The sequence below is a fragment of the Vibrio sp. B183 genome, assembly GCF_000740665.1.
Classification (GTDB): Bacteria; Pseudomonadota; Gammaproteobacteria; order Enterobacterales; family Vibrionaceae; genus Vibrio; species Vibrio coralliilyticus.
In genome coordinates this window covers 1-18764 of the sequence record NZ_JPQB01000004.1, presented here as the reverse complement: position 1 = coordinate 18764, position 18764 = coordinate 1, and the positions used below count along the sequence as shown (strand labels likewise).

The window sequence follows — 18764 nt, the reverse complement described above, 5'->3', positions numbered from 1 at the left end:
CAATCTTGATGGTGAGAAACAAAAAGTCCGGCAAGGCGCCGGACTTAGGTAATGCAAAATTAGCTGCTTATTTGTTCTTCAATAGATCCGAAAAGACGACATGTAGGTCGTTTGAAGCAGCATTACTATCAAGGTTTAGCTTGGAACGGATATGAGATAAGTGCTCTTCCATCAGGCTGATAGCTTGCTCAGTATCGCCAGATTCAATCGTATCTAGCAACTGGGTATGCTCGTCCTGAGAGCAGTTTGAATGGTTGCCAGTTTCATACTGGGCAATCAGCAGTGATGTTTGCGACACTAAGCTTCTCTGGAATGCGAGCAATGGGGCGTTGTTTGCCATCTCGGCCAGCTTAATGTGGAACTCCCCAGATAGTCGAAGTCCTTTACCGTAATCACCCTTATCGAAAGCCTCGTTTTCTTTTTCTACCAAGCGTCGGCACTCTTCTATCTTCGCGCTGGTGGCATGTTCAACGGCAAGCTCAATAATGGCAAGCTCCATGACTTCACGCGCTTTGATGATTTGTTTTGCTTCTTCTTTAGTCGGTGCAGACACCATCGCACCGCGGTTTGGCCTGATGCTGACCACCTGTTCCATCGACAGTCGGAGCAAGGCTCGACGTATGATGGTTCGACTAACGCTGAAGATCTCTGCTAAAGCTTCTTCATTCAGCTTGGTCGCTGGTGGCAACCGTTGTTCAAGTATCGCATCGAAGATGTGGCAATAGACCACGTCATCCTGCGTTTGACCGGCGACTTTTGTTTTAATGTTTTTCGCCACAGAATTTTTTAGATTTGCCATAGGCGGCTTGTCACCCTCAACCTATTTATTTCCCTGATAAAACAATGATACTTCACTTTGTATACACGTGGCTAGCATTGGCAAGCTGGGCGAACACAGAAGTGAAACATAAAGCGCAAAATGCCACCCATTTTTCTAGCGTGATTGTTAATAAAGTGTTTTGGTCGGCGCTGTTGATATTCAGAGAGTTGTTGTGCACTTTCAACTGGTGTGTTCCACCAAACTATCCTTGTTTCTGTATGCGATAGATAGGCTGATAGTTGCTTCCAGTCATTAAACGCATTTCTGTATATTTGTCATTGAGCATTTTAAACCGCCACAGTTGTTTACCACGGTGAAACTCAAGGTAATTGCCGTCAAAGTGCAATTGTGTCGTAACAACCCCTCGACCAAAAGAAACACCGTGTTGGCTTATGTTCATAGTCGATGCGGTGTGGGGAGGTACGAATTGCTCAACCCAAGTGCCGTAGATAATGTGTGTAGCTGGCGTTCGCCATTTAGAAATGAGTACACCCGATAGATTCACCACCAAGACTGAGGCAATGATAGTTAATACGGTAAGGGATGAAATCCCCAAACTGTGTTCTAGCCAACTAGAGAACTTAATGCGAATCGCTGCGCTCACACCTTTCAGAGTGCCCATCAACTATCCCCTTTAATCAATCTGTACAATTCAGTCATATCGAGAAACTACGTTAGAATTAATGGGAAATATGAAGTGGTTTGTCATAAAAAAAGCGCCCTAAAAAAGGCGCGTCACAAATCAAAAATAATAAGCGAATACGAAGTTAAAACTAACCTCTTCAAACGTAATAGCAGTTGTCTGATCGTCAAAACACAATAATGTTAAAGGCAATCAAAAGGGTCGCTAGCTCTCGTCGTGGGTACACCGAGATAGATTTGTGTCGACCACCACGAAAAGGCTAGCGTAGCGCTGGGGTAACTTGGGGAACCTCAGCACTCAGAGAATAGTAACAACTTCCTAATTGCATTTCTTGAAGCTATTTTCTTACAGAAATTAGTTATTTAGAGATACGTTAGCTGCTTTTCAATTACCTTGTTAAAGCCCTTTGGATACCCGGACTTTGTGTGGGTGGTTCCTTCTTGCTTTGGCGGCTACACTGTTCAGGCAAACAAAACAAGGAATGCAGACATGATTCAGAAAGGCCAAGCTATACCAACCGCAACCCTTAGCGAACTAGGTGAGGAGGGTATGGTAACCCATAACACAGAGGAGCTTTTTGCAAACAAGCGAGTAGTGCTTTTTGCTGTTCCAGGCGCATTTACGCCAACCTGTTCAGAAGCTCATTTACCTGGTTACGTTGTACTTGTCGATGACATTAAGGCAAAAGGTATCGATATTATCGCGTGTGTTTCAGTCAACGATGCTTTTGTCATGCAAGCGTGGGGAGAAGCACAAAATGCCACGGAAATCATGATGCTGGCTGATGGTGATGCGAGCTTTACAAAAGCTTTGGGACTTGAAATGGACACGGCAACCTTCGGTGGCATTCGTTCGCAGCGCTATGCCATGGTTATCGAAAATGGTGTGGTGACCCAGTTAAATGTTGAGGAAGCTAAGCAATTTGAGGCGAGTAAGGCTGAGACTATATTAGCGGCTCTTTAGTAACCTTAAAGGCCACCAAGGGTTCAGGATAGACTATCCTGAACCCTTTTCAGTGAGAATGCTTATCAGGGAGGAGGAAGCGGTATTCATTTCCAACCTTGAAGCCATTTCTCTCGGTGTTTTAAGTCTCGCCAGTCAATGGCATATTCTTTTTTGGATAGCACCGCCTCTAGTTTACAAGAGGTGACCACACCATCCTCGTCAAACTCGACTTCAGAGACTAAGAAGTGCTTTTCTCGATTAACAGGCTCTAAGGCTGTCCATTTGCTGTTAGGTAATTTAGCTGGGTTTATTCGATTCATCTCAAGGCCATACCGATCTAATTGCATTAAAAACAACAGGTTTTACGAAGGTGATAAGGTATAAGCTCAGTGACACATCGCGTTTAATTAGACAGAAGTACCTAACGCCTTGTTATGCTGTGTGTGAAAGGTACAATCGCAAGCTTTCCAGAGAGGAGGAGCCACGATGCTATTTAACAATGATATCGATGAGATGATTAGCTATTTAGAGCGTTTCTGCAAAGCGCCGCATGTCAAGGCCTTGGATAGCGTCTCAGATGAACAGATCAACTTACTTCTCGATTTCATAGTGATAGCCCACAAGTTGAAATGTGATATCTACTCAACGAGAAACCTGAAGAGTTCGCACTTCATTGGTATCGGTATTTTCGCTCTCACACAAGATAGAGCTCCTCAAGGAAACCTGTTTCTTAAAATTGAACAAGACCAAATTCACCTTACATTTGAACTCGACCCGTGTCATGAAGACAACTTGTTAACGCCTATCCGAGTGATTGACGCACTTAGTTATCTTGCTGAGCATTCAGGCGATGCTCTTCTGCCCGAAGACTACCGTCAGTAAATCACGGCAAGCTACCATACCAGGTGCGGCTATTCGCCTAGAACAATTTCTGGTCCATAGTGATTATGCAGATGAGCGGTGATATGAAACTTTATCGTCAGAGCTCTTGGGTACCTGGCTAGTAATCTTTCCTGAAAGCCTCAGAATACTTCTGCCTATAAACTCATGTTTTCCCAAACGCTGTAGCGTCACCAATCTCACTAGTTTATTGAAACCTAAATAGTTAATGTATATTTGTTGATTATAATTGACTGGTTACCGATGAGTAATTGACATATTATGTCCATTTGTAATGTACTCAAGTTGGCGAAGAACAATGACTGATAAAGTTATCAATAAACCTTATTCTCCTGGTAAACACGTTTTGCTCGATTTTTTTGGAGCCAGTAACCTGACCGATGTCGTCTATATTGAGAATGCATTGCGTAAGGCTGCCAAAGCCTGCGGGGCGACAGTACTGAATGTCAACTTGCATTCATTTGGTGAAGGATCAGGAGTGACAGGCGTAGCGCTGTTGGCAGAATCTCATATTACGATACACACTTGGCCTGAAACGGGTTTTGTTGCACTTGATGTTTTTATGTGCGGGAGTTGTGACGCCGCACTTGCCATTGAGCCTCTAAAGCAGATGCTTCAACCAAAGGCTGTAAATACGAAAGCGATACTTCGTGGTACAGAAACGTTAGTGTAGAGAACACACGCTCTAAGACTTTTCCCATCCAAGTTTTACGCACTTGTAGAGAGTGATATCTCTGATATGGACGTACTGGCTGAGTTGGTGACTTTTACATGAAACTAGCTAAGGCGCATTAATTAAAATTGTGAAAAGCTCTGATTTCAACACAGTCATCGATGCTATTTGGATATGTAGTGATGCTCGCACTGTCAATGTAGCAATATGATCGTGATTCCGCGAATGGTATTTTTTATCGGTATTCCTCCCAGTTACGTGTCTATATAACCCAGCTTCAGAATAGCGATTCTTGAGAGTAGCGTCTCAAGCTTATGTGCTTTGTTGTGGTCAATGGTGAACTCACTCCGCCTAGTTCTTTATGTAGATCAAACAATAAGATAATTACACATACATGAGGGTTATATGATTCACAAAAGACATAATATGTCTTGACATATTATGTCCACTACGTAACCATCATCATATAGATAAGGAGAACGACATGGTTGATCTAACAACATTGGCAAACCAGCTTGCTGAAAAAGGTAAAGACGAGCAGTACGGCTTTTTGTTTGAGGTAAATCCGATACCGGGTGAAATAGAAGTCTTGCAGGTCGTCGTCGAAGACAAAGAAGAGTTACCCATTTTCCTCTCTGTATCAGAAGATCAGATCCTCTGTATTGCCTACCTATTTAGAAGCGAAGAGCTTAAGAAAGGTATGGTGGATGAAATGAATAAGGCGATGCTAAGTGCCAATATTTCCATTCCATTATCATCCTTTGCGCTTCTTGAGGATCAATACGTTATCTATGGTGCACTGTCTGTACATTCAAGCTTGCAGGATATCGTCCATGAATTGGAGGTACTTTCAAGCAACACCATTGAGGCCATCGATGCTATGAGTGATTACTTAAACTAACCGATTTAAGAGGACAAGAGATATGTCAGTACTAAAGAAACTTTTCACTGCAATTCGTGGTGGTGCCAGAGAGGCGGGAGAGGCGATTGTCGACGCAAATAGTATTCGAATCTTCGAACAAGAAATTAAAGATGCAGAAAATCAGATTGAGAAAGCGAAGCGTGATCTGACGGAAGTGATGGCGCAGGAGATGCAGGCCGCGCGTAACGTGGAAAGCCTGAACCAAGAGGTAGAAAAAAATGAAGGTTACGCGGCTCGTGCGCTAGAAAAAGGGGACGAAGCCTTAGCGTTAGAGATTGCTCAAAAGGTAGTTGACCTTCAAAGTGAGCTGGAGATTCAGCAGCAAGCTCAAACGAAATTCGCGGGCCATACTGATCGCCTTAAAGCCATGATCAAAAAAACTACTCACGCGCTGGCGGACATGCAACGTCAGCTCGTAATGGTCAAAACTACTGAAAGCGTACAAAAAGCCACCGCAGCAATTACCAACAACTACGCCTCTGGTTCTTCTAAGTTACTGACTGCTAAAGAGTCTTTAGATCGTATCAAACAAAAGCAACAAGATTTAGATGACAGAATGGCAGCAGGTGAGGCTCTCAGTTCTGAATTTAATGGTGATGACTTAGAAGCCAGAATGAAAGCCGCTGGTATCATCGAAGATGAAAACAAAGCTCAACACATTTTGGATAAGTTAAAGGCGAAGAAGAGTAACTAAAATGTCGTTCTTTAAAACGCTTTTCGGATTAGGAAGTAAGGCGACAGTCGCTCGCAAACTCAGTCATCCACGCGAACTTATGGCTGGTGACATTATTAAGTTTGGTTTTTTGAATCAAACAGACATCAGTGGCAATCAGTTTGAGGTTTCGCAGGTAAACACTTATCTGTACGGAAATCTTGGATACCCAGAGCTGGTATTAAAAGACCGCTCTGGTCACATTGTCTTCATGATGGTGGAAGAGGACGATGGGGAAGAATATCTTGCATTGAGCAAGAAAGTGCCAAAGGCGGTCATGCATGATGTACTCGCCCCAGAAGACTTAGAAGCCATTAAAACCGTGGGAGCGGGGACTAAGGTGAAAGTCAAACATAAGTCTGACGGCTTAATCGAATGGCTCGCCAATAAATATTGTGAAGTGGACGATGCAATCAAAGGTGCTTACCTAAAAGGGGATGCTCGCTTCCTGACCGATGCAGAACTCACGCACCAAGAGCGTTTTTCATCCTATGTATTAGAAGACGCAAAAGGTGAGCACGCCATAGAAATAGCGATCTACGACTCCGGTGAAATCGAAATGAGTGTGACCGTCTATCTTGATGTCGAAGAAATAGAAGAGATGTGGCCTCGTCACGCTGAGTAAGCCAATGTGAACAGCTCTCCGTTTGTATGTTAAGAGCCACTGTACGCTGTACGTCTTTGTATTGCCGACACGGGGCTTTTTGTAATTCAAATAGACAGGTTATTGCTTTGAGGAAACAAGATGATGGCTGATGGGAAAAAGTGGGATCAAAACCGTAAGGTGGTGAAGGCAACACAAGTGGCCTTTGAAATGGAACAAAAAGTTGCGCGTCAGATTCATGAAATGGCTGCGAAAGAGGGGCTAACCCCCTCTAGCCAGATCCGTAAATTGGTAGGCCTTTCCTATTCTCCCCCGAAAAGACCACGTCTGACGATTTCTTTATCCGAAGAAGACTACCAAGCATTAGGGGACAAGTATCGCGTTGACCCTCATGATAGGTTGGAGATCAAACGTCGGATTATGGAAGAATTAATAAGTCTAGTAGATGTTGATTGGTAGGTGTGTAAGTTAATGTTATTTAATAACAATGCTTGATTTATATGTTGTCAACACTACTATGTGGTCAATCAATTTCAAGGTTACAAATGGACACAAATAATGGAACTGAAAGTTGCCATATTAGAGGACCTGACGAAAACTTCGGCATTTGTTGGACTCTATTTTATTCTGTTTCTTCTTGCTAAGTGGATGAAAGACTTCTCCACCCCTTACAAAATTAGTGACGAACTTACACAAGAGGATAACCTTGCCGTTGCAGTTACCATGTGTGGCTACTATATCGGTACGGCGGCCATATTTGTGGGCGCGCTGCTTGGCCCCTCGCAGGGGTTCACGAGTGATTTAGTGATGGTGGGTGGATACTCTATTCTCGGTCTGATTTTTCTCAATCTGTCTCGATTCATCAATGACAAAGTGATACTCAAAGAGTTCTGTAACATTGAACAACTGACCAAAGAGCACAATGTCGCCGTTGGAGCCGTGCAGTTTGGGACCTATTTGGCAACGGGACTCATCGCCGCTGGTGCGGTGACTGGCACGGGTGGAGGCATCGATACCGCAGTAGTGTTTTTTGTGCTTGGTCAGTTGTCCCTCTTGCTGTTTGTTCGGGTTTATGACTTTTTTACCGCTTATTCTGTTCATGAAGAATTAGGAAAAAAGAACTTGGCAGCCGGAGCTGCGCTTGGCGGAAACTTAGTTGCCCTTAGCATTATTGTACTCAATGGTGTTGCGGGCAGTTTTGTAAGCTGGACGGAGAACATAATTTATCTTGCCATAGTGAATGTGGTCGCTTTTGTTTTCTTACTGATTGTACGTTTTCTAATGGACAAACTCATTATCCCAAGAGACGCACTTAGCCGTGAAATCATAGAAGACAGAAACCTAGGTGCGGGTTTCCTAGAAGCAACGGTAGCCATTAGTTTTGCTATTGTCCTCAAAGCACTCATTTAAGGAATACACGTGGCTTACAAACTTTCACAACGTCATCAACTGAGACGCATCGGTTACTCTGAGCAAGACGATCCTAATCGAATAAATTTAGGCAGCGTAGCGACGGTTTTTATCCTGTTCGGCCTACTTGGTTTGATCACTGCTTGGTTTTATTCCGGAGAATCAGTCAAAGTTATTCATAATGCCTACTATCCCCAAAAATCAGAGCCATACAAAGAGTTTGGCCCTATTGTCGTGGCTGAAGAAGACGCAGTTTATCGTATCAAGGTAAGGGCTTATCTCGCGCAACAATCTTGGTCTTTTGTCGAGGGAGAAGTGCTCAACGAAGAGAGGGAATACCTATTCTCTTTTGGGAAGGAGCTCTCTCACTATTCAGGTTCCGATTGGTCTGAAGTGGACAATGATTACACCATCAAGATCACTTTCCCTGCAACTGGAAAATACTATCTAAGATTTAAAGCGGAAAGTAGTCGCACCCCTAAAAGCATTGCTGTTGAAGTGCATAGTCAGGTCGGCAGCGGTGTGCCCCATTTTTGGTTTGGTATCATAACGTTGATTATCGGAATAATTTTAAACGAGATACACAATCGTACCGTTATTACAGTTTTTAAAGTATTAGACAGGTATAGCTAATGAACAAAACCAAGAAAGTGGTCATTATTATTTCAGTCGTACTGGGTGTTCTTTACTTATCGTTGCTGCCCGCAGCTGCTAGTGGTTATGGTTACATGGGGTATAACGGATACCATTCCGGCGCTTCGTTTTGGTATTGGGGTGGCCCATCGACCTATTACGAGCGCGACATTCGGAGTGGAAGTGTTAGCGGTTCTGGAGTACGTGGCGGTGGCCCAGGTGCGGGTAAATAAGAGACGAGACCTTGGCAGAGACAACAACAATTCAAATGACGAAAACACACTCACTGACCCTGATCTACGCCGCGTTTATTGCTGGATTGTGCTCCATCATTTATGAGTTACTTATCGCGACAACCGCATCATATTTTTTGGGTGACAGCGTTAAGTATTTTTCGTTGACCATCGGCATTTACATGGCGGCCATGGGAGTCGGTTCATTTGTTTCGAAGTACATGGATAAAAACCTTCTGAGAAAGTTCATCGTTGCAGAGCTTTTACTCGGCTTATGCGGTGGTATGAGTATTCCGCTGCTTTATTTTTCCTACGCCTACACAGAGGCTTTCATCTATTTCTATGTTGTTTTGACAATTGTTATCGGTTTTTTAATTGGGCTAGAAATTCCTTTTCTTACTCGTTTAATGGAAGATTACAATCAACTGAAATTTAACATCGCCAATATTCTTTCGTTTGATTATCTTGGTGCGCTGATCGCTACGGTCTCTTTCCCGTTCATTTTACTGCCATTTTTTGGTGTGTATCAGTCGTCGCTGATTTTTGGTTTGGTAAACATGTCCATAGGCTTTGTAGTGCTTTGGGTGTTTGCCGATGAGTTAGACAAAAGTGCGAACAAACTTAAGGGAGTGACCGTACTACTTACCTCACTAATGATTGCGATGATCGTTTTCTCTGGTTGGGCACTCAAGCATTGGGATAGCCGATTGTACCAAGATAGAGTGATCTATAGTGAGCAGTCTCGTTATCAAAAAATCGTCCTCACCAGACATAAGGACGATGTTCGTCTCTACTTGGATGGTAACTTGCAGTTCTCCTCGGTTGATGAGCATCGATATCACGAGTCATTAGTACATGTCCCTTTATCTGTTCATAATAAACCAGTAAGGCGGGTACTCTTATTGGGCGCTGGGGACGGCTTAGCCGTGCGTGAATTGCTCAAATACCCAGCGATTGAGGAAGTGGTGCTGGTGGATCTGGATAATAGTATCATCCGACTGGCAAAAGAAAATCATCAGGTTCGTCAACTGAACCGTGACAGCTTGGTTTCGGATCGCGTCACTATCAATATCACCGATGCCTTTAGTTATCTAAATGATAATAAACAGCTATTTGATTTTATTATTGGGGATCTTCCTGATCCGAATAATAACGCGCTGGCTAGACTCTACAGTAAACAGTTTTATCAATTGATCCGCAGTAACCTAGCTGAGGATGGCGTGTTTGTTACTCAGGCTACCAGTCCGTATTTTGCGACCGATGCGTTTTGGAGCATCAACAGAACAGTCCAGGCTGCGGGCTTTAATTTTGTTCAGCCATACCATGCTCAGGTCCCTTCGTTTGGTGAATGGGGCTTTGTTATGGCGTCATCAATTCAGAAAGATGTAAGTCAGCCAGAGATCTCGGTCGACACTCGCTTTTTAGATGAAAGTAGTTTTGCAAACTTATTTGTGTTTGAGAAAGACATCCGCTCCGACAACGTCGAAGTGAATGAACTGGACCAACCCATTTTGCTGAGTTATTACCTTAAAGGCTGGAAATACTACGCAAGATAACCACGTTATTTTTCTGTTCACACTTACAGTGTTGCCTCTGAAAAATCTTGTCTGGGGCTGATTTTTCTTTCTCTGTCACACATCAGTTTAACAAGTGGCCTAATAACCGTTTGGAGCGAAGTGTGTAGCTTGTAGACTTAAAATAGGGAGGTATATGGTTAAAGGCATCTCAGTATTTGTGCGAGGCGTCATCTAAAGAATGACGTTGGCAAAAAGATAAAAGCCATATGAAAGTGTTGCCTAAATAGATAGCTACACAGACAAGAGACAAGCTCCCAGTCAGAATAAAGCCAATTTCGATGGTGGTTTGTACAAATCAGAAAAGCGCCCCAAACTTTATACTCCATCCACCAAGTCTTACGGGTCACCTCGATTAACTTGTTATGAAAAAATGGTTTAAAGTGAATGACTCGTTGTATAAACGAGGAAAAACTGACCTATCACGGTGCGTAAAAACGACGCCACGTGCCGTTAGCGTGAGTCTTCATTAACTTCAGGTTGAACGGTAATCGTCGTTTCATAAACTTTACGGTTTAACAATTCACTCTCTGAAGCAAGGCGATCGGCTTCTATCGCGTCTTTTAGGGACCGTTCCAGATCATCTTGGAAAAAGTCAAAAATTGCCCCTGATAGGTCGCTAAAGATGGTAGGCACTTTGGGAATTGCTAATAGTACATTTAAAAGAATATAGCTAATGGCTTCATTCTCTATGGCAAGAGCGATGGTCCATAAGCAGAATGGAATACTGATAATAATATAAGCTTGCTTCAAGTTGATTCCTCAATAAGTCCCATAACAACGCTGGAACATTTCTTTCTTCTATCAATACAGGGGAGTCTTATGTTCGATATCTACACCCCCTGTATGATACGTTAATCCTTGTCTGACGAATCTCAAACGCGGCTTTGTCGAAAAACTCCTTGTGAACATTAAATCTGGTCGAAAGAGAGCATCACGTGAAGTCACATCACAATTACGGGTTAGTTTGATATGTTTATCTAGCAGAAGTTACAAATTCCTATTTGTTCTCTGAGATATTGATGGAATGACTTGCCCATAACACTTTGTTATATGCTTGTTTCACAAGGCGCTATAATGTCTCGTTCTTGGTTTGGCAAATAGGTAATTTCCAGGCAAGTTAATCGCCAAATACCGTCGTTTGATTCTGCCTTGAGCTCAAACAGACCATCGCCTTGTGGCCCTTCAATTTCGTACTGCATATCCACAGAGCTGGACGCCTCATACTCTCGGATGCTTCCTTGGACGAGGTCAATGTCATATGGCGTACCGATATTGGTGTGAAACTTGTCCGAACGCTCTAGCTTGCTCAGTGCTAGCCGAGTTGAACCCGACTTTTCAAATGTGTTTGTCGTTCTGACAGTGAGGATGACGGCAAAAGCAACGCTAAAAATCAGCATGACCGCTGCAGCAATAGACCACTTCCTTTGCGAGTTTTTGAACTCTTCTACACTGTGCCAGTGGTTGTGTTTCCACGCCCACACATTGCCTTTGAAGCCCAGAACAAATGGCATGACAATGTTAACGAACGGCACAAAAACCAACAAAGCTCGATAGGTACGAAAGCGAATACCCCATATCCAATTAAACGCAAAGGCGCCCCAATTCCAGCCTTTAATCTGTTCAGGGACGGCTTTATTGTTTTCCATATATTCTATCCATCTTCGTTGTAGACCTCACGCCGACGTCTGGGGTGAGTAACGCAACCATGAAACGAAAAGCAAACACTCACCAAACCTCCCACGACGAATACCACGCGTTGGGAAGCTCGTTTAAACGTTTGTTGCGCTAAGCGGCAACACCATAGTCAATGTTTTTGAGTCCTTTCGTAACCCGAAGTAACGGGAGAATAAAACCCGCAAATTTAGTGATTTTGCTCGTTAGCATGATTACGCCCATGAATTCGAGTGTTTCCACATTGAGTGCAGCAAGTGCCAAGCCCACACTGAGCAATTGAAAAACCGCCAGCATACCAATAGATTGGAGAACAAGATTAAAATGGCGTTGACTGTCACTTGCAAAATGGCCTTTTCTGGCGAAAACACACCATCCGGCAACGCCAACCAAAACTACATAGCCGATGGTCGACAAAAAATAGCTCAAGACTAATCCAACAATAACGGCCAAATAGGTAGCCATTACAATGTAGCGCTCTTTCTTCATGATATTTTGCTATTAAGTGATAATTGTGGGGAATGGTTTAGTAAATCAATATCCACTAAAAATATCAATTATTTTATAAGCTTAGTTATCATGTCGTTTGGTAGCGAACATGTTGTTAAGAGAAACTGAGCATCGCCACAGAGCCAAACCTTTGTTGCTGTCTACAGAAAACGGAAAGTTCAGCTTGTTGGGAGGCTCTTGCGCAACGTACTAGATAAGAGACTTTTAGCTTAACCTCACCAAACAAACCTATAGCCTAATGATAATTATGGAATGAAAAGCATCAAGCGTTGCAAATCGCCCTAAAGTAAATAGTTATGATCGTGTTGCGGCAGATAAAGAGGCACTCCAAATACACGCTTCCCCTTTGCTTTTTGCTAAGAGTCGATCTTCTACATGATGTTTGTCCCACACCGCGGCACTCTCCAAGTCGAGGCATTCCTCCCTTGTGGCCGGTGTTTCTTTACCATCGGAGTAAATAGAAAACGTTTTAGCAGTATTATCGAACTTATAAAATGGGTGCTTCTGATAAAAAACAGGATGACTCTTTACTTTCCCTACTTTCGGCCACCCCTTTCGACCCAGCGCATATTTCATAACCCATAGGCAGAAAATGGAGTGATCAAACATCGTATCAAAATCTGATTGTGGCTCTTCAAAGAACTGTTCTGAAAAGGCAACTAAGGGTTCGCGTATGACCATCGCATAACAATACTGACTATTGCTCAGCTTTATTTCGACCACTTTTCCAATCTCAAAATTTTTCTGCATACGTTTCTCTTGAAGGGTATAACGCCTTGTTAGCGACCCTTGTTGGTGCATTGTTCGATAAGGTGTTTCAACAAAGAATGGTACTCGTCATAGTGCTGCCCTCCTAGCATTGAAATGGGTAGCTTAATTTTATCATTTTGAAGCACCAAAATGATGACTCTGCCATTTCCTTCGCCCGAGTATCGTTTTTCTATTGCGTCAACAACGTGAGTGAATTTGCAGTTCTTTACTTGTCCAAACAGACTTGTAATTGTGCATCCCTCATCGTTGAAGTAGACCCTTAAACTCAGGTGTTGAAGGGCTAACAGCGGGAGAAAAATGAAGAGAATGAGCGCAAAGATTGTCATGTACCACGAACTGGGAGGATCAATGATGAGCTGAGTAAAAAGCAGCATCGACATAAACATTGAAAACCATGAAATAACGACACCTATAAGCGATAGTTGGACCGATTTCATTCCAACATGCGCTTTATTCGCCTGTTCCTCGTAGCGCTTGATTGTTTCGAACGAAACCAGCAAACCCAATGGGATCAGAGCTCTTATATATTCGATACTTTCCATCTCAATTCCGTGAAAGGCGCTCCTGTTAACGCTTTACTAAGGTGTGAGTAATGCTAATCATCTAGATTAAGCCTAACGATGGAATGAGATATGACAAGTGTTGTTAACCATTCTTGAATGATTGGGCTATGTTACATCCATATAGTGATCTGGGGTAATAGTAGAGAGGAGCCATTTTTGATGCTTTCATGATCGTACCCACAACCTTCCGCAAAATCAGACCAGGCCATGGTGGCACGTTCCAAATACTCATGGTCTTTTTCGACGGCCTGCTGCAGCCTTTCCATGGCTTTTTGGTATAGTTTTAGAGCCTGACTCTCGTTACCGACCAGACATTCATAACTGGCATGTTGAAGCAAATAGTGTCCGCTCAACATGCAGTTGGAAGCGGAATGCTCCTGAACCAGGACTTTCTCGAGTAACTCAGCTGCAACATCCCCATTCTCCCCATGATAGGTAATGACCTCTGCGTACTTGATAAGATAACCGGGGTTATTGGGCTCAAGATCCAGCGCGCGTTCTAACAGGGATTCCGCTTCATCATCGTCTAGATCTAAGTCAAAGTAGATACACGCTTTATGGTAATAAGCGTTAGCCATGTTCGGTTGCAATTCAATGACCTTATCAAAGTCCTCAATCGCTTGAGAGTAATCACCCGGGTAGTCAGAGTCGAGACGCTCGTTCGATTGAATGTGCGCGCCGCCGTGAATAATGCCTCTCTGGTAGTAGTGCTGGTAATGGTTTGGTTCCGCCAAGATCCGCAAAGACAGCGCTTGGATTTTTTGTCTGATCTGTAACTCTTTCTTATCCATCATTTTCTCTTTTCTATGTTGTGTCAAAGCGTCCTGCGAAGGGGAATAATGCCTTCATTGAGCCTAAACCGTTACCACCTTGACTTGATATGAAACGCGTCAAGCGCTGGGTATCGGCCTGAAGCGCCTTGGGAGGGGCGACTCAAACAGCTGACTGAATTTTTCTGAGTCCCGGATTGAGTTAAGTACAGCACGCCAGATTGCTCTTCCTCGTCGAGAATAGCATAGCGCCCCGACACGTGACTGTAGGCGGTTAAAAAAGTCCCTCAGACATGATTACCCCCTGATTGTTGAACATGCATAGTGCCGTAAGTCCTGCTTAAACCTCGACCACCGACATGAAGTCAACACAGTACGCGCCGACTGACCCTAGTACCGAGGAAATGGGCGATTTACTTGAGACTGGCTTGGATGATCAATAGCTCGATGTCATGGTTTGAGGTATTGGCCAAACCATGGGTGCCAAAGCGCTGATTGACGATCATGTCCCCAGCGATCACCGGCCTTTTCTCACCTTCAATGATCATGGTGCCTTCGCCTTTCAAAATGATGTACATTTCTTCATCATCGCCATGAGTATGTTCGCCCATCGAGCTTCCCGGTGGCATCACGACACGAATCGCGAAATCCCAAGCACCATCGAAATCTTTCCGCTTGAACGCACGATAGATGTCGATAACCCCTTCTCCATCATGGCTATTTGTATCCACTTCTTTGTTGCAAGTGTAAAAGTTACGTATCACTTTCTCTGAATTCCTTTCTGATCATGGCCCCAAAGCGATAAGGCCTCATCACGCCGCATGTTACGTGGTGAGTGACGCCAACCCAGTGTATTGTGCCATAAACACCTCAGTGAAAGTAGGCCGAGAATGCCAAGCGTTGGGCGTCCGTTAACACGGCTGTTCCTGTGCCACGAGAGGGAAGTGTGACCCTGGCAGGCGACAAATCTCAGCCTAAATGATCAGGGGTATGCAGGGAAGTGCCACACGCGGTACATTGATAATTGCCGGTAGCTTGCCCTTCCATCAGGGCACTCGCGATGGCCGCGAACAGGCCCGAGAAGAATCCGTTGACGCTCGTGTCCTTACGTTCGTGAGACGAAGAGAAACCTTGATACTTGTGAAGCGTCACTTTTTTACAATGACAGCAGAAGGCTTTGGTTTCTTGAGAACCGTATATTTGAACCAATGTAATGAACTCCAAACTGTAGGGGTGCCCCTGATGCCGATTCAGCGCGGGGAGCGATGTTTCTGCCGAGTACGTGAAACCAAAGGCCAAGGGTCGTCATACTTATTGATTTTCCGCGTACATCTGTTTGTAGGATTTTGTCTGCAAGGCCGACTCTGTCAGTCCAAACTGGCAGGCGAGCGCTTCAAGCTGTGACTTATAAGTCACTAACATCGATTCATCGTCTGTCATGATGGCGAACTCGGCAAAATCCCCAATGCCGTCTAACGTGTCGACCGTGATGTGAAACTGACCGACGAAATAAATGCTGCGAGTTTTGGTCGCCTTTAAGACTATTTCGTACCCCATGGTTTCAAGCATACTTCTTGCCTTGGTAGCATCGGTGATATTGGTGGCCTCGCATCGGTCTGCTTCTGGGCCTTTCACGATCCAAAGTTGGATACCCGAGGGTTGCATGGTCCGAATACATACACTTTTGTTCTGCTGGGACAAGGCTTGGTCTGGGGTATCAAAATACCAATCGGATTACAGATTGTCCTCTACCATAACCTCATGGGGAATGTTTTCCAGGACGCCCAAGAAAGCTGCCTTCGACGCTAGGCGATACTTAAGCTCGACCTCGTATTGACCTTGAAAATGCTCATCGCTCATGTGTGGGGCCTCAAGCAAAATGAGAATGTTACCATAGGAGAGTGGGGCGAGGTATGACCGCACGCGTACCGCCTCAAACAAGCTTCTACTCTGGGATCCTGATAAATGTAGAAAGCAGGCGATGGAACTGTCATAGTAAGTAATTTATAGATTCGTATCTTTGCAATATCGGCCAAAGAACAAAGGATTGAATCACAATAGCCATTGATAAGCCTTGTTGAAGATAGGCTTTGATGTGTTTGGACCTGTTCGATTCATATTAAGTTTAAAGTGTTTGATTTGTATGTATATCAAGCGATAACATTAAATCTGCCCAGGTTAATACAGCCTAATTCTGTAACCTAACCTGTTTTAACGCTTCAAAGATCACCAATTCGATTACCGTCTATTAAGCTTCATCACCATTTTCAGGCCCTCCATTCGCGATTCTTCGGCAGTCGTTTTCTTTGTGGTGCTGTGTATACGACTTGCATCCAGCTCATGATCCAAGCCTTTTAGCATTGTACTAAGGCTTCTTGTTTTTGAAAAACAATGCCCGTCCACCAAACCTACAATGCTAGAACCTTTATCTTTTAAGCAGTCAGAAATACTTCTCATAGCTCCAGCTGTATCGACTTTGCCAGCCATTTTCCCGTTAACTTCTTTCGTATAGGTATATTTATTTGGCGTGCCATTTTTTATAGGAATTGAGTGACCAGAAAAACCTATCACATAGTCTTTATTGCCATCGACAAGCCCTTTAAGTGCTTCTTCGCTATTTGGTTTAAGATTTCCGTCCTTATCAAATTCAGCCACAATATGAACTGTATTTCTGTGTACAGACCTAGTTCCTATATGTAAAAAAGAGACTAGACGCTTTGTCTTTGCGGCTGCTTCGCTCTGCTCATCGCACCGCTTTTGCCAACGATCATAGTCGGCTGGAGTGTACTTTGAGTCAGTAATTCGTTGTAGCTGTTGACTTGCTGCTAGCTCTCTGTTGGGTTTTTGCGTGGTTGTTGGTACTACGGGATTAGAGTGACGTCTCATAGGTGCTAATTTTCTAGGACAAGAAGATAATAACAGTATTCTCCACGGTTTAATTTTTCTAGCAAGATGCGCGGTGCGGTTGACGTGCTAAATGTTTGTTATACCTAGTAAAATGATGAAAATGACTGTCTAATTTGTTTTTTTGGTTGCTTTAAGTATGTTTTGTTTGTTGAAGTGAGGGTGCTTGAAGGAAGATAAGGACCATGTGGCGCAATGCGTTACCCGAGAATCGAAGTTTAGTTAATTATTAAAAAGGCACCAGTTGGTGCCTTTTTGACGCTCTAATGTGGTTATTGGTATGTCACTTTTAGCGCTTCACGCGTTTTTAAGTTTTGCGCAGCATACTTAGGCGCTTCTGCTAACACATCTCGGCTGCCTTGCTCTGCTTTTCGATTCAGCTTTACTGAAGTGATTTGCCAATTATCACCTGCTCGTTGCAAACCAAACTCGTATTCCCCCGAAACTGCCCAGAAGCCTTCTTCACCTGACCAGTGGCTTGCGGTGAAGTCGACCGTTGCATTTGCCTTATCGCCATTAGTAAAGACGTTCAGATTGCTCAAGTCATGGAAAGTGGCGTCAAAACCCGGTAGGAATCCCGCCCACTGTTGCATCAAATCTTGGCGTTTGACTTGTTGAGCCTCACCGCCAAACAGCGTGGTGTAATCGACCGTCAGTTCGGGAGCGAATAACCGACCTAAGTATTCAAATGCCCCTTGGTCTGCCAAAGCTGAGAAACTGTTAATGTTGCTGCGAATCTTAGCTTCATCTAAGGTCATAGTCTGGGCGTTTACACTCATGGTTATCACTCCAATAAACAGTAACAAGTATTGTTTTAGTTTCATTACGCGCTCCCTTATAGATTCGCTTCGAAGTGCTTAATAACTTCATCGACAGCTAGCTGTACCGCTTCTGGTTGGTCGTAGAAGTCGAATTGGTTGATGTCGGATAGCCATACTGCGTCAATATTGCTGCCAGCATTTTCAAGGTAACGGTGAGCACCAGCAGGCAGAGCCATCGCTTCAGATGCCACCATAAGTACCGGTTTATCTTGTGTTGCTGCGCTTGCTTGAGCGTCGTAATTCAACCATCCTGTCCAAGATGCAACGTTGTATTGGTTGTCATACTCAGGAATCAATCCACGGTCTGTCTCTGTGTAGTAAGGCGCTTGGAACATCAATGCATTCTCATTGGTCGTGCTTGCCGCTTCAATGTAAACCGGCGTTGCTGAGCGAGCTGCTTCTGCCGCTAATGCAAGTAAGTTTTTAGCACTTTCTTCACCGCCATAAATTTCTGTCGCCATTGCTTTGTCGTGCAGCCAAGGAGCAACCACGGCTGCGGCTTTTACTTTGTCGTTACCTGTCACCGCATCTAGCATGTAGCCTGCTGACGCACAGATACCCAAACCTGCGATGCGTGATGCATCAACACCGTCCAATTGACTCACCACATCAATTACTGCGCGGATGTCTGCCGTTTTACGTGCAGGATCTTCTAGGTACATCACTGGGTCTTTGCTTTCAC

25 protein-coding genes and 1 pseudogene are annotated in these 18764 nt (G+C 44.0%); 11 read left to right on the top strand and 15 right to left on the bottom strand.

The window, feature by feature from the left end:
• Positions 1 to 67: 67 nt before the first annotated feature.
• Both IX95_RS03095 and IX95_RS03090 read right to left on the bottom strand, forming a co-directional pair.
• Entirely contained in the window at positions 68 to 799 is a 732-nt protein-coding gene (locus IX95_RS03095) for a GntR family transcriptional regulator (RefSeq protein WP_038156750.1), read from the bottom strand.
• A gap of 223 nt (positions 800 to 1022) precedes the next feature.
• On the bottom strand, positions 1023 to 1442 hold the full coding sequence (locus tag IX95_RS03090) for a DUF2850 domain-containing protein (protein WP_051912452.1): 420 nt from the start codon (positions 1440 to 1442) through the stop codon (positions 1023 to 1025).
• Positions 1443 to 1952: 510 nt separating this feature from the next.
• Here IX95_RS03090 and IX95_RS03085 point away from each other — a divergent pair.
• Positions 1953 to 2426: a peroxiredoxin gene (locus IX95_RS03085; protein WP_038156748.1), complete on the top strand. Its 474-nt coding sequence runs from the start codon at positions 1953 to 1955 to the stop codon at positions 2424 to 2426.
• A gap of 86 nt (positions 2427 to 2512) precedes the next feature.
• Here IX95_RS03085 and IX95_RS03080 read toward each other — a convergent pair whose 3' ends face one another.
• Positions 2513 to 2728 (bottom strand): TIGR02450 family Trp-rich protein, encoded by a 216-nt coding sequence (locus tag IX95_RS03080; protein ID WP_006961837.1) that lies wholly within the window; start codon positions 2726 to 2728, stop codon positions 2513 to 2515.
• 166 nt (positions 2729 to 2894) lie between these two features.
• Between IX95_RS03080 and IX95_RS03075 the strand changes: the two genes are divergently transcribed.
• The 10 genes from IX95_RS03075 to IX95_RS03030 all read left to right on the top strand — a co-directional run bounded on the left by IX95_RS03075 (position 2895) and on the right by IX95_RS03030 (position 10051).
• Positions 2895 to 3290 (top strand): hypothetical protein, encoded by a 396-nt coding sequence (locus IX95_RS03075; RefSeq protein ID WP_038156744.1) that lies wholly within the window; start codon positions 2895 to 2897, stop codon positions 3288 to 3290.
• Positions 3291 to 3606: 316 nt separating this feature from the next.
• The gene (speD, locus tag IX95_RS03070) at positions 3607 to 3981 is read left to right on the top strand and encodes an adenosylmethionine decarboxylase (protein ID WP_038156741.1); all 375 of its coding nucleotides are present in this window, start codon (positions 3607 to 3609) and stop codon (positions 3979 to 3981) included.
• 484 nt (positions 3982 to 4465) lie between these two features.
• A complete protein-coding gene (locus tag IX95_RS03065) occupies positions 4466 to 4882 on the top strand; it encodes a YjfI family protein (RefSeq protein WP_038156738.1) in 417 nt (138 codons plus the stop codon).
• 22 nt (positions 4883 to 4904) lie between these two features.
• Positions 4905 to 5597 (top strand): PspA/IM30 family protein, encoded by a 693-nt coding sequence (locus IX95_RS03060; protein ID WP_038156735.1) that lies wholly within the window; start codon positions 4905 to 4907, stop codon positions 5595 to 5597.
• A 1-nt stretch (position 5598) separates the two neighbouring features.
• Positions 5599 to 6240: a hypothetical protein gene (locus IX95_RS03055; RefSeq protein ID WP_038156732.1), complete on the top strand. Its 642-nt coding sequence runs from the start codon at positions 5599 to 5601 to the stop codon at positions 6238 to 6240.
• A 120-nt stretch (positions 6241 to 6360) separates the two neighbouring features.
• Entirely contained in the window at positions 6361 to 6678 is a 318-nt protein-coding gene (locus IX95_RS03050) for a hypothetical protein (RefSeq protein WP_051912450.1), read from the top strand.
• A gap of 99 nt (positions 6679 to 6777) precedes the next feature.
• Positions 6778 to 7629, top strand: a complete 852-nt coding sequence (locus IX95_RS03045) for a DUF350 domain-containing protein (RefSeq protein ID WP_038156730.1) — start codon at positions 6778 to 6780, stop codon at positions 7627 to 7629.
• 9 nt (positions 7630 to 7638) lie between these two features.
• On the top strand, positions 7639 to 8262 hold the full coding sequence (locus tag IX95_RS03040) for a hypothetical protein (RefSeq protein ID WP_038156728.1): 624 nt from the start codon (positions 7639 to 7641) through the stop codon (positions 8260 to 8262).
• On the top strand, positions 8262 to 8495 hold the full coding sequence (locus tag IX95_RS03035) for a hypothetical protein (protein ID WP_038156726.1): 234 nt from the start codon (positions 8262 to 8264) through the stop codon (positions 8493 to 8495). The genes IX95_RS03040 and IX95_RS03035 overlap by 1 nt, the downstream gene beginning before the upstream one ends.
• Before the next feature lie 11 nt (positions 8496 to 8506).
• Positions 8507 to 10051, top strand: coding sequence for a polyamine aminopropyltransferase (locus IX95_RS03030; RefSeq protein WP_268745319.1), 1545 nt, complete (start codon positions 8507 to 8509; stop codon positions 10049 to 10051).
• Between the two features lie 471 nt (positions 10052 to 10522).
• Here IX95_RS03030 and IX95_RS03025 read toward each other — a convergent pair whose 3' ends face one another.
• The 12 genes and pseudogenes from IX95_RS03025 to IX95_RS02975 all read right to left on the bottom strand — a co-directional run.
• Complete coding sequence (locus IX95_RS03025) at positions 10523 to 10822, bottom strand: hypothetical protein (RefSeq protein ID WP_038156722.1); 300 nt, start codon at positions 10820 to 10822, stop codon at positions 10523 to 10525.
• Between the two features lie 296 nt (positions 10823 to 11118).
• Complete coding sequence (locus IX95_RS03020) at positions 11119 to 11718, bottom strand: cytochrome c oxidase assembly factor Coa1 family protein (protein ID WP_038156721.1); 600 nt, start codon at positions 11716 to 11718, stop codon at positions 11119 to 11121.
• A 139-nt stretch (positions 11719 to 11857) separates the two neighbouring features.
• Complete coding sequence (locus IX95_RS03015) at positions 11858 to 12232, bottom strand: hypothetical protein (protein WP_038156720.1); 375 nt, start codon at positions 12230 to 12232, stop codon at positions 11858 to 11860.
• A 315-nt stretch (positions 12233 to 12547) separates the two neighbouring features.
• Positions 12548 to 13003, bottom strand: coding sequence for an Imm26 family immunity protein (locus IX95_RS03010; protein ID WP_038156719.1), 456 nt, complete (start codon positions 13001 to 13003; stop codon positions 12548 to 12550).
• A 29-nt stretch (positions 13004 to 13032) separates the two neighbouring features.
• A complete protein-coding gene (locus tag IX95_RS03005; RefSeq protein WP_038156717.1) occupies positions 13033 to 13566 on the bottom strand; it encodes a hypothetical protein in 534 nt (177 codons plus the stop codon).
• Between the two features lie 131 nt (positions 13567 to 13697).
• Complete coding sequence (locus tag IX95_RS03000; protein WP_235202569.1) at positions 13698 to 14381, bottom strand: tetratricopeptide repeat protein; 684 nt, start codon at positions 14379 to 14381, stop codon at positions 13698 to 13700.
• A gap of 389 nt (positions 14382 to 14770) precedes the next feature.
• On the bottom strand, positions 14771 to 15121 hold the full coding sequence (locus tag IX95_RS02995; protein WP_038156714.1) for a cupin domain-containing protein: 351 nt from the start codon (positions 15119 to 15121) through the stop codon (positions 14771 to 14773).
• Between the two features lie 205 nt (positions 15122 to 15326).
• Entirely contained in the window at positions 15327 to 15566 is a 240-nt protein-coding gene (locus tag IX95_RS25795; protein WP_081885396.1) for a hypothetical protein, read from the bottom strand.
• A gap of 102 nt (positions 15567 to 15668) precedes the next feature.
• Positions 15669 to 16217: pseudogene (gene cyaB, locus IX95_RS02990) on the bottom strand (class IV adenylate cyclase).
• 378 nt (positions 16218 to 16595) lie between these two features.
• Entirely contained in the window at positions 16596 to 17012 is a 417-nt protein-coding gene (locus IX95_RS26760) for a hypothetical protein (protein ID WP_235202568.1), read from the bottom strand.
• 521 nt (positions 17013 to 17533) lie between these two features.
• Entirely contained in the window at positions 17534 to 18085 is a 552-nt protein-coding gene (locus IX95_RS02980; RefSeq protein WP_038156707.1) for a nuclear transport factor 2 family protein, read from the bottom strand.
• An 11-nt stretch (positions 18086 to 18096) separates the two neighbouring features.
• The coding region (locus IX95_RS02975) for a dienelactone hydrolase (protein ID WP_038156704.1) at positions 18097 to 18764 on the bottom strand (668 nt) is incomplete at its 5' end.

Bases quoted from the DNA above. Each gene is read 5' to 3' on its own strand.
- IX95_RS03095 (WP_038156750.1), bottom strand. From the start codon at position 799: ATGGCAAATCTAAAAAATTCTGTGGCGAAAAACATTAAAACAAAAGTC.
- IX95_RS03090 (WP_051912452.1), bottom strand. From the start codon at position 1,442: ATGGGCACTCTGAAAGGTGTGAGCGCAGCGATTCGCATTAAGTTCTCT.
- IX95_RS03085 (WP_038156748.1), top strand. From the start codon at position 1,953: ATGATTCAGAAAGGCCAAGCTATACCAACCGCAACCCTTAGCGAACTA.
- IX95_RS03080 (WP_006961837.1), bottom strand. From the start codon at position 2,728: ATGAATCGAATAAACCCAGCTAAATTACCTAACAGCAAATGGACAGCC.
- IX95_RS03075 (WP_038156744.1), top strand. From the start codon at position 2,895: ATGCTATTTAACAATGATATCGATGAGATGATTAGCTATTTAGAGCGT.
- speD (WP_038156741.1), top strand. From the start codon at position 3,607: ATGACTGATAAAGTTATCAATAAACCTTATTCTCCTGGTAAACACGTT.
- IX95_RS03065 (WP_038156738.1), top strand. From the start codon at position 4,466: ATGGTTGATCTAACAACATTGGCAAACCAGCTTGCTGAAAAAGGTAAA.
- IX95_RS03060 (WP_038156735.1), top strand. From the start codon at position 4,905: ATGTCAGTACTAAAGAAACTTTTCACTGCAATTCGTGGTGGTGCCAGA.
- IX95_RS03055 (WP_038156732.1), top strand. From the start codon at position 5,599: ATGTCGTTCTTTAAAACGCTTTTCGGATTAGGAAGTAAGGCGACAGTC.
- IX95_RS03050 (WP_051912450.1), top strand. From the start codon at position 6,361: ATGATGGCTGATGGGAAAAAGTGGGATCAAAACCGTAAGGTGGTGAAG.
- IX95_RS03045 (WP_038156730.1), top strand. From the start codon at position 6,778: ATGGAACTGAAAGTTGCCATATTAGAGGACCTGACGAAAACTTCGGCA.
- IX95_RS03035 (WP_038156726.1), top strand. From the start codon at position 8,262: ATGAACAAAACCAAGAAAGTGGTCATTATTATTTCAGTCGTACTGGGT.
- IX95_RS03020 (WP_038156721.1), bottom strand. From the start codon at position 11,718: ATGGAAAACAATAAAGCCGTCCCTGAACAGATTAAAGGCTGGAATTGG.
- IX95_RS03015 (WP_038156720.1), bottom strand. From the start codon at position 12,232: ATGAAGAAAGAGCGCTACATTGTAATGGCTACCTATTTGGCCGTTATT.
- IX95_RS03010 (WP_038156719.1), bottom strand. From the start codon at position 13,003: ATGCAGAAAAATTTTGAGATTGGAAAAGTGGTCGAAATAAAGCTGAGC.
- IX95_RS03005 (WP_038156717.1), bottom strand. From the start codon at position 13,566: ATGGAAAGTATCGAATATATAAGAGCTCTGATCCCATTGGGTTTGCTG.
- IX95_RS03000 (WP_235202569.1), bottom strand. From the start codon at position 14,381: ATGATGGATAAGAAAGAGTTACAGATCAGACAAAAAATCCAAGCGCTG.
- IX95_RS02980 (WP_038156707.1), bottom strand. From the start codon at position 18,085: ATGAAACTAAAACAATACTTGTTACTGTTTATTGGAGTGATAACCATG.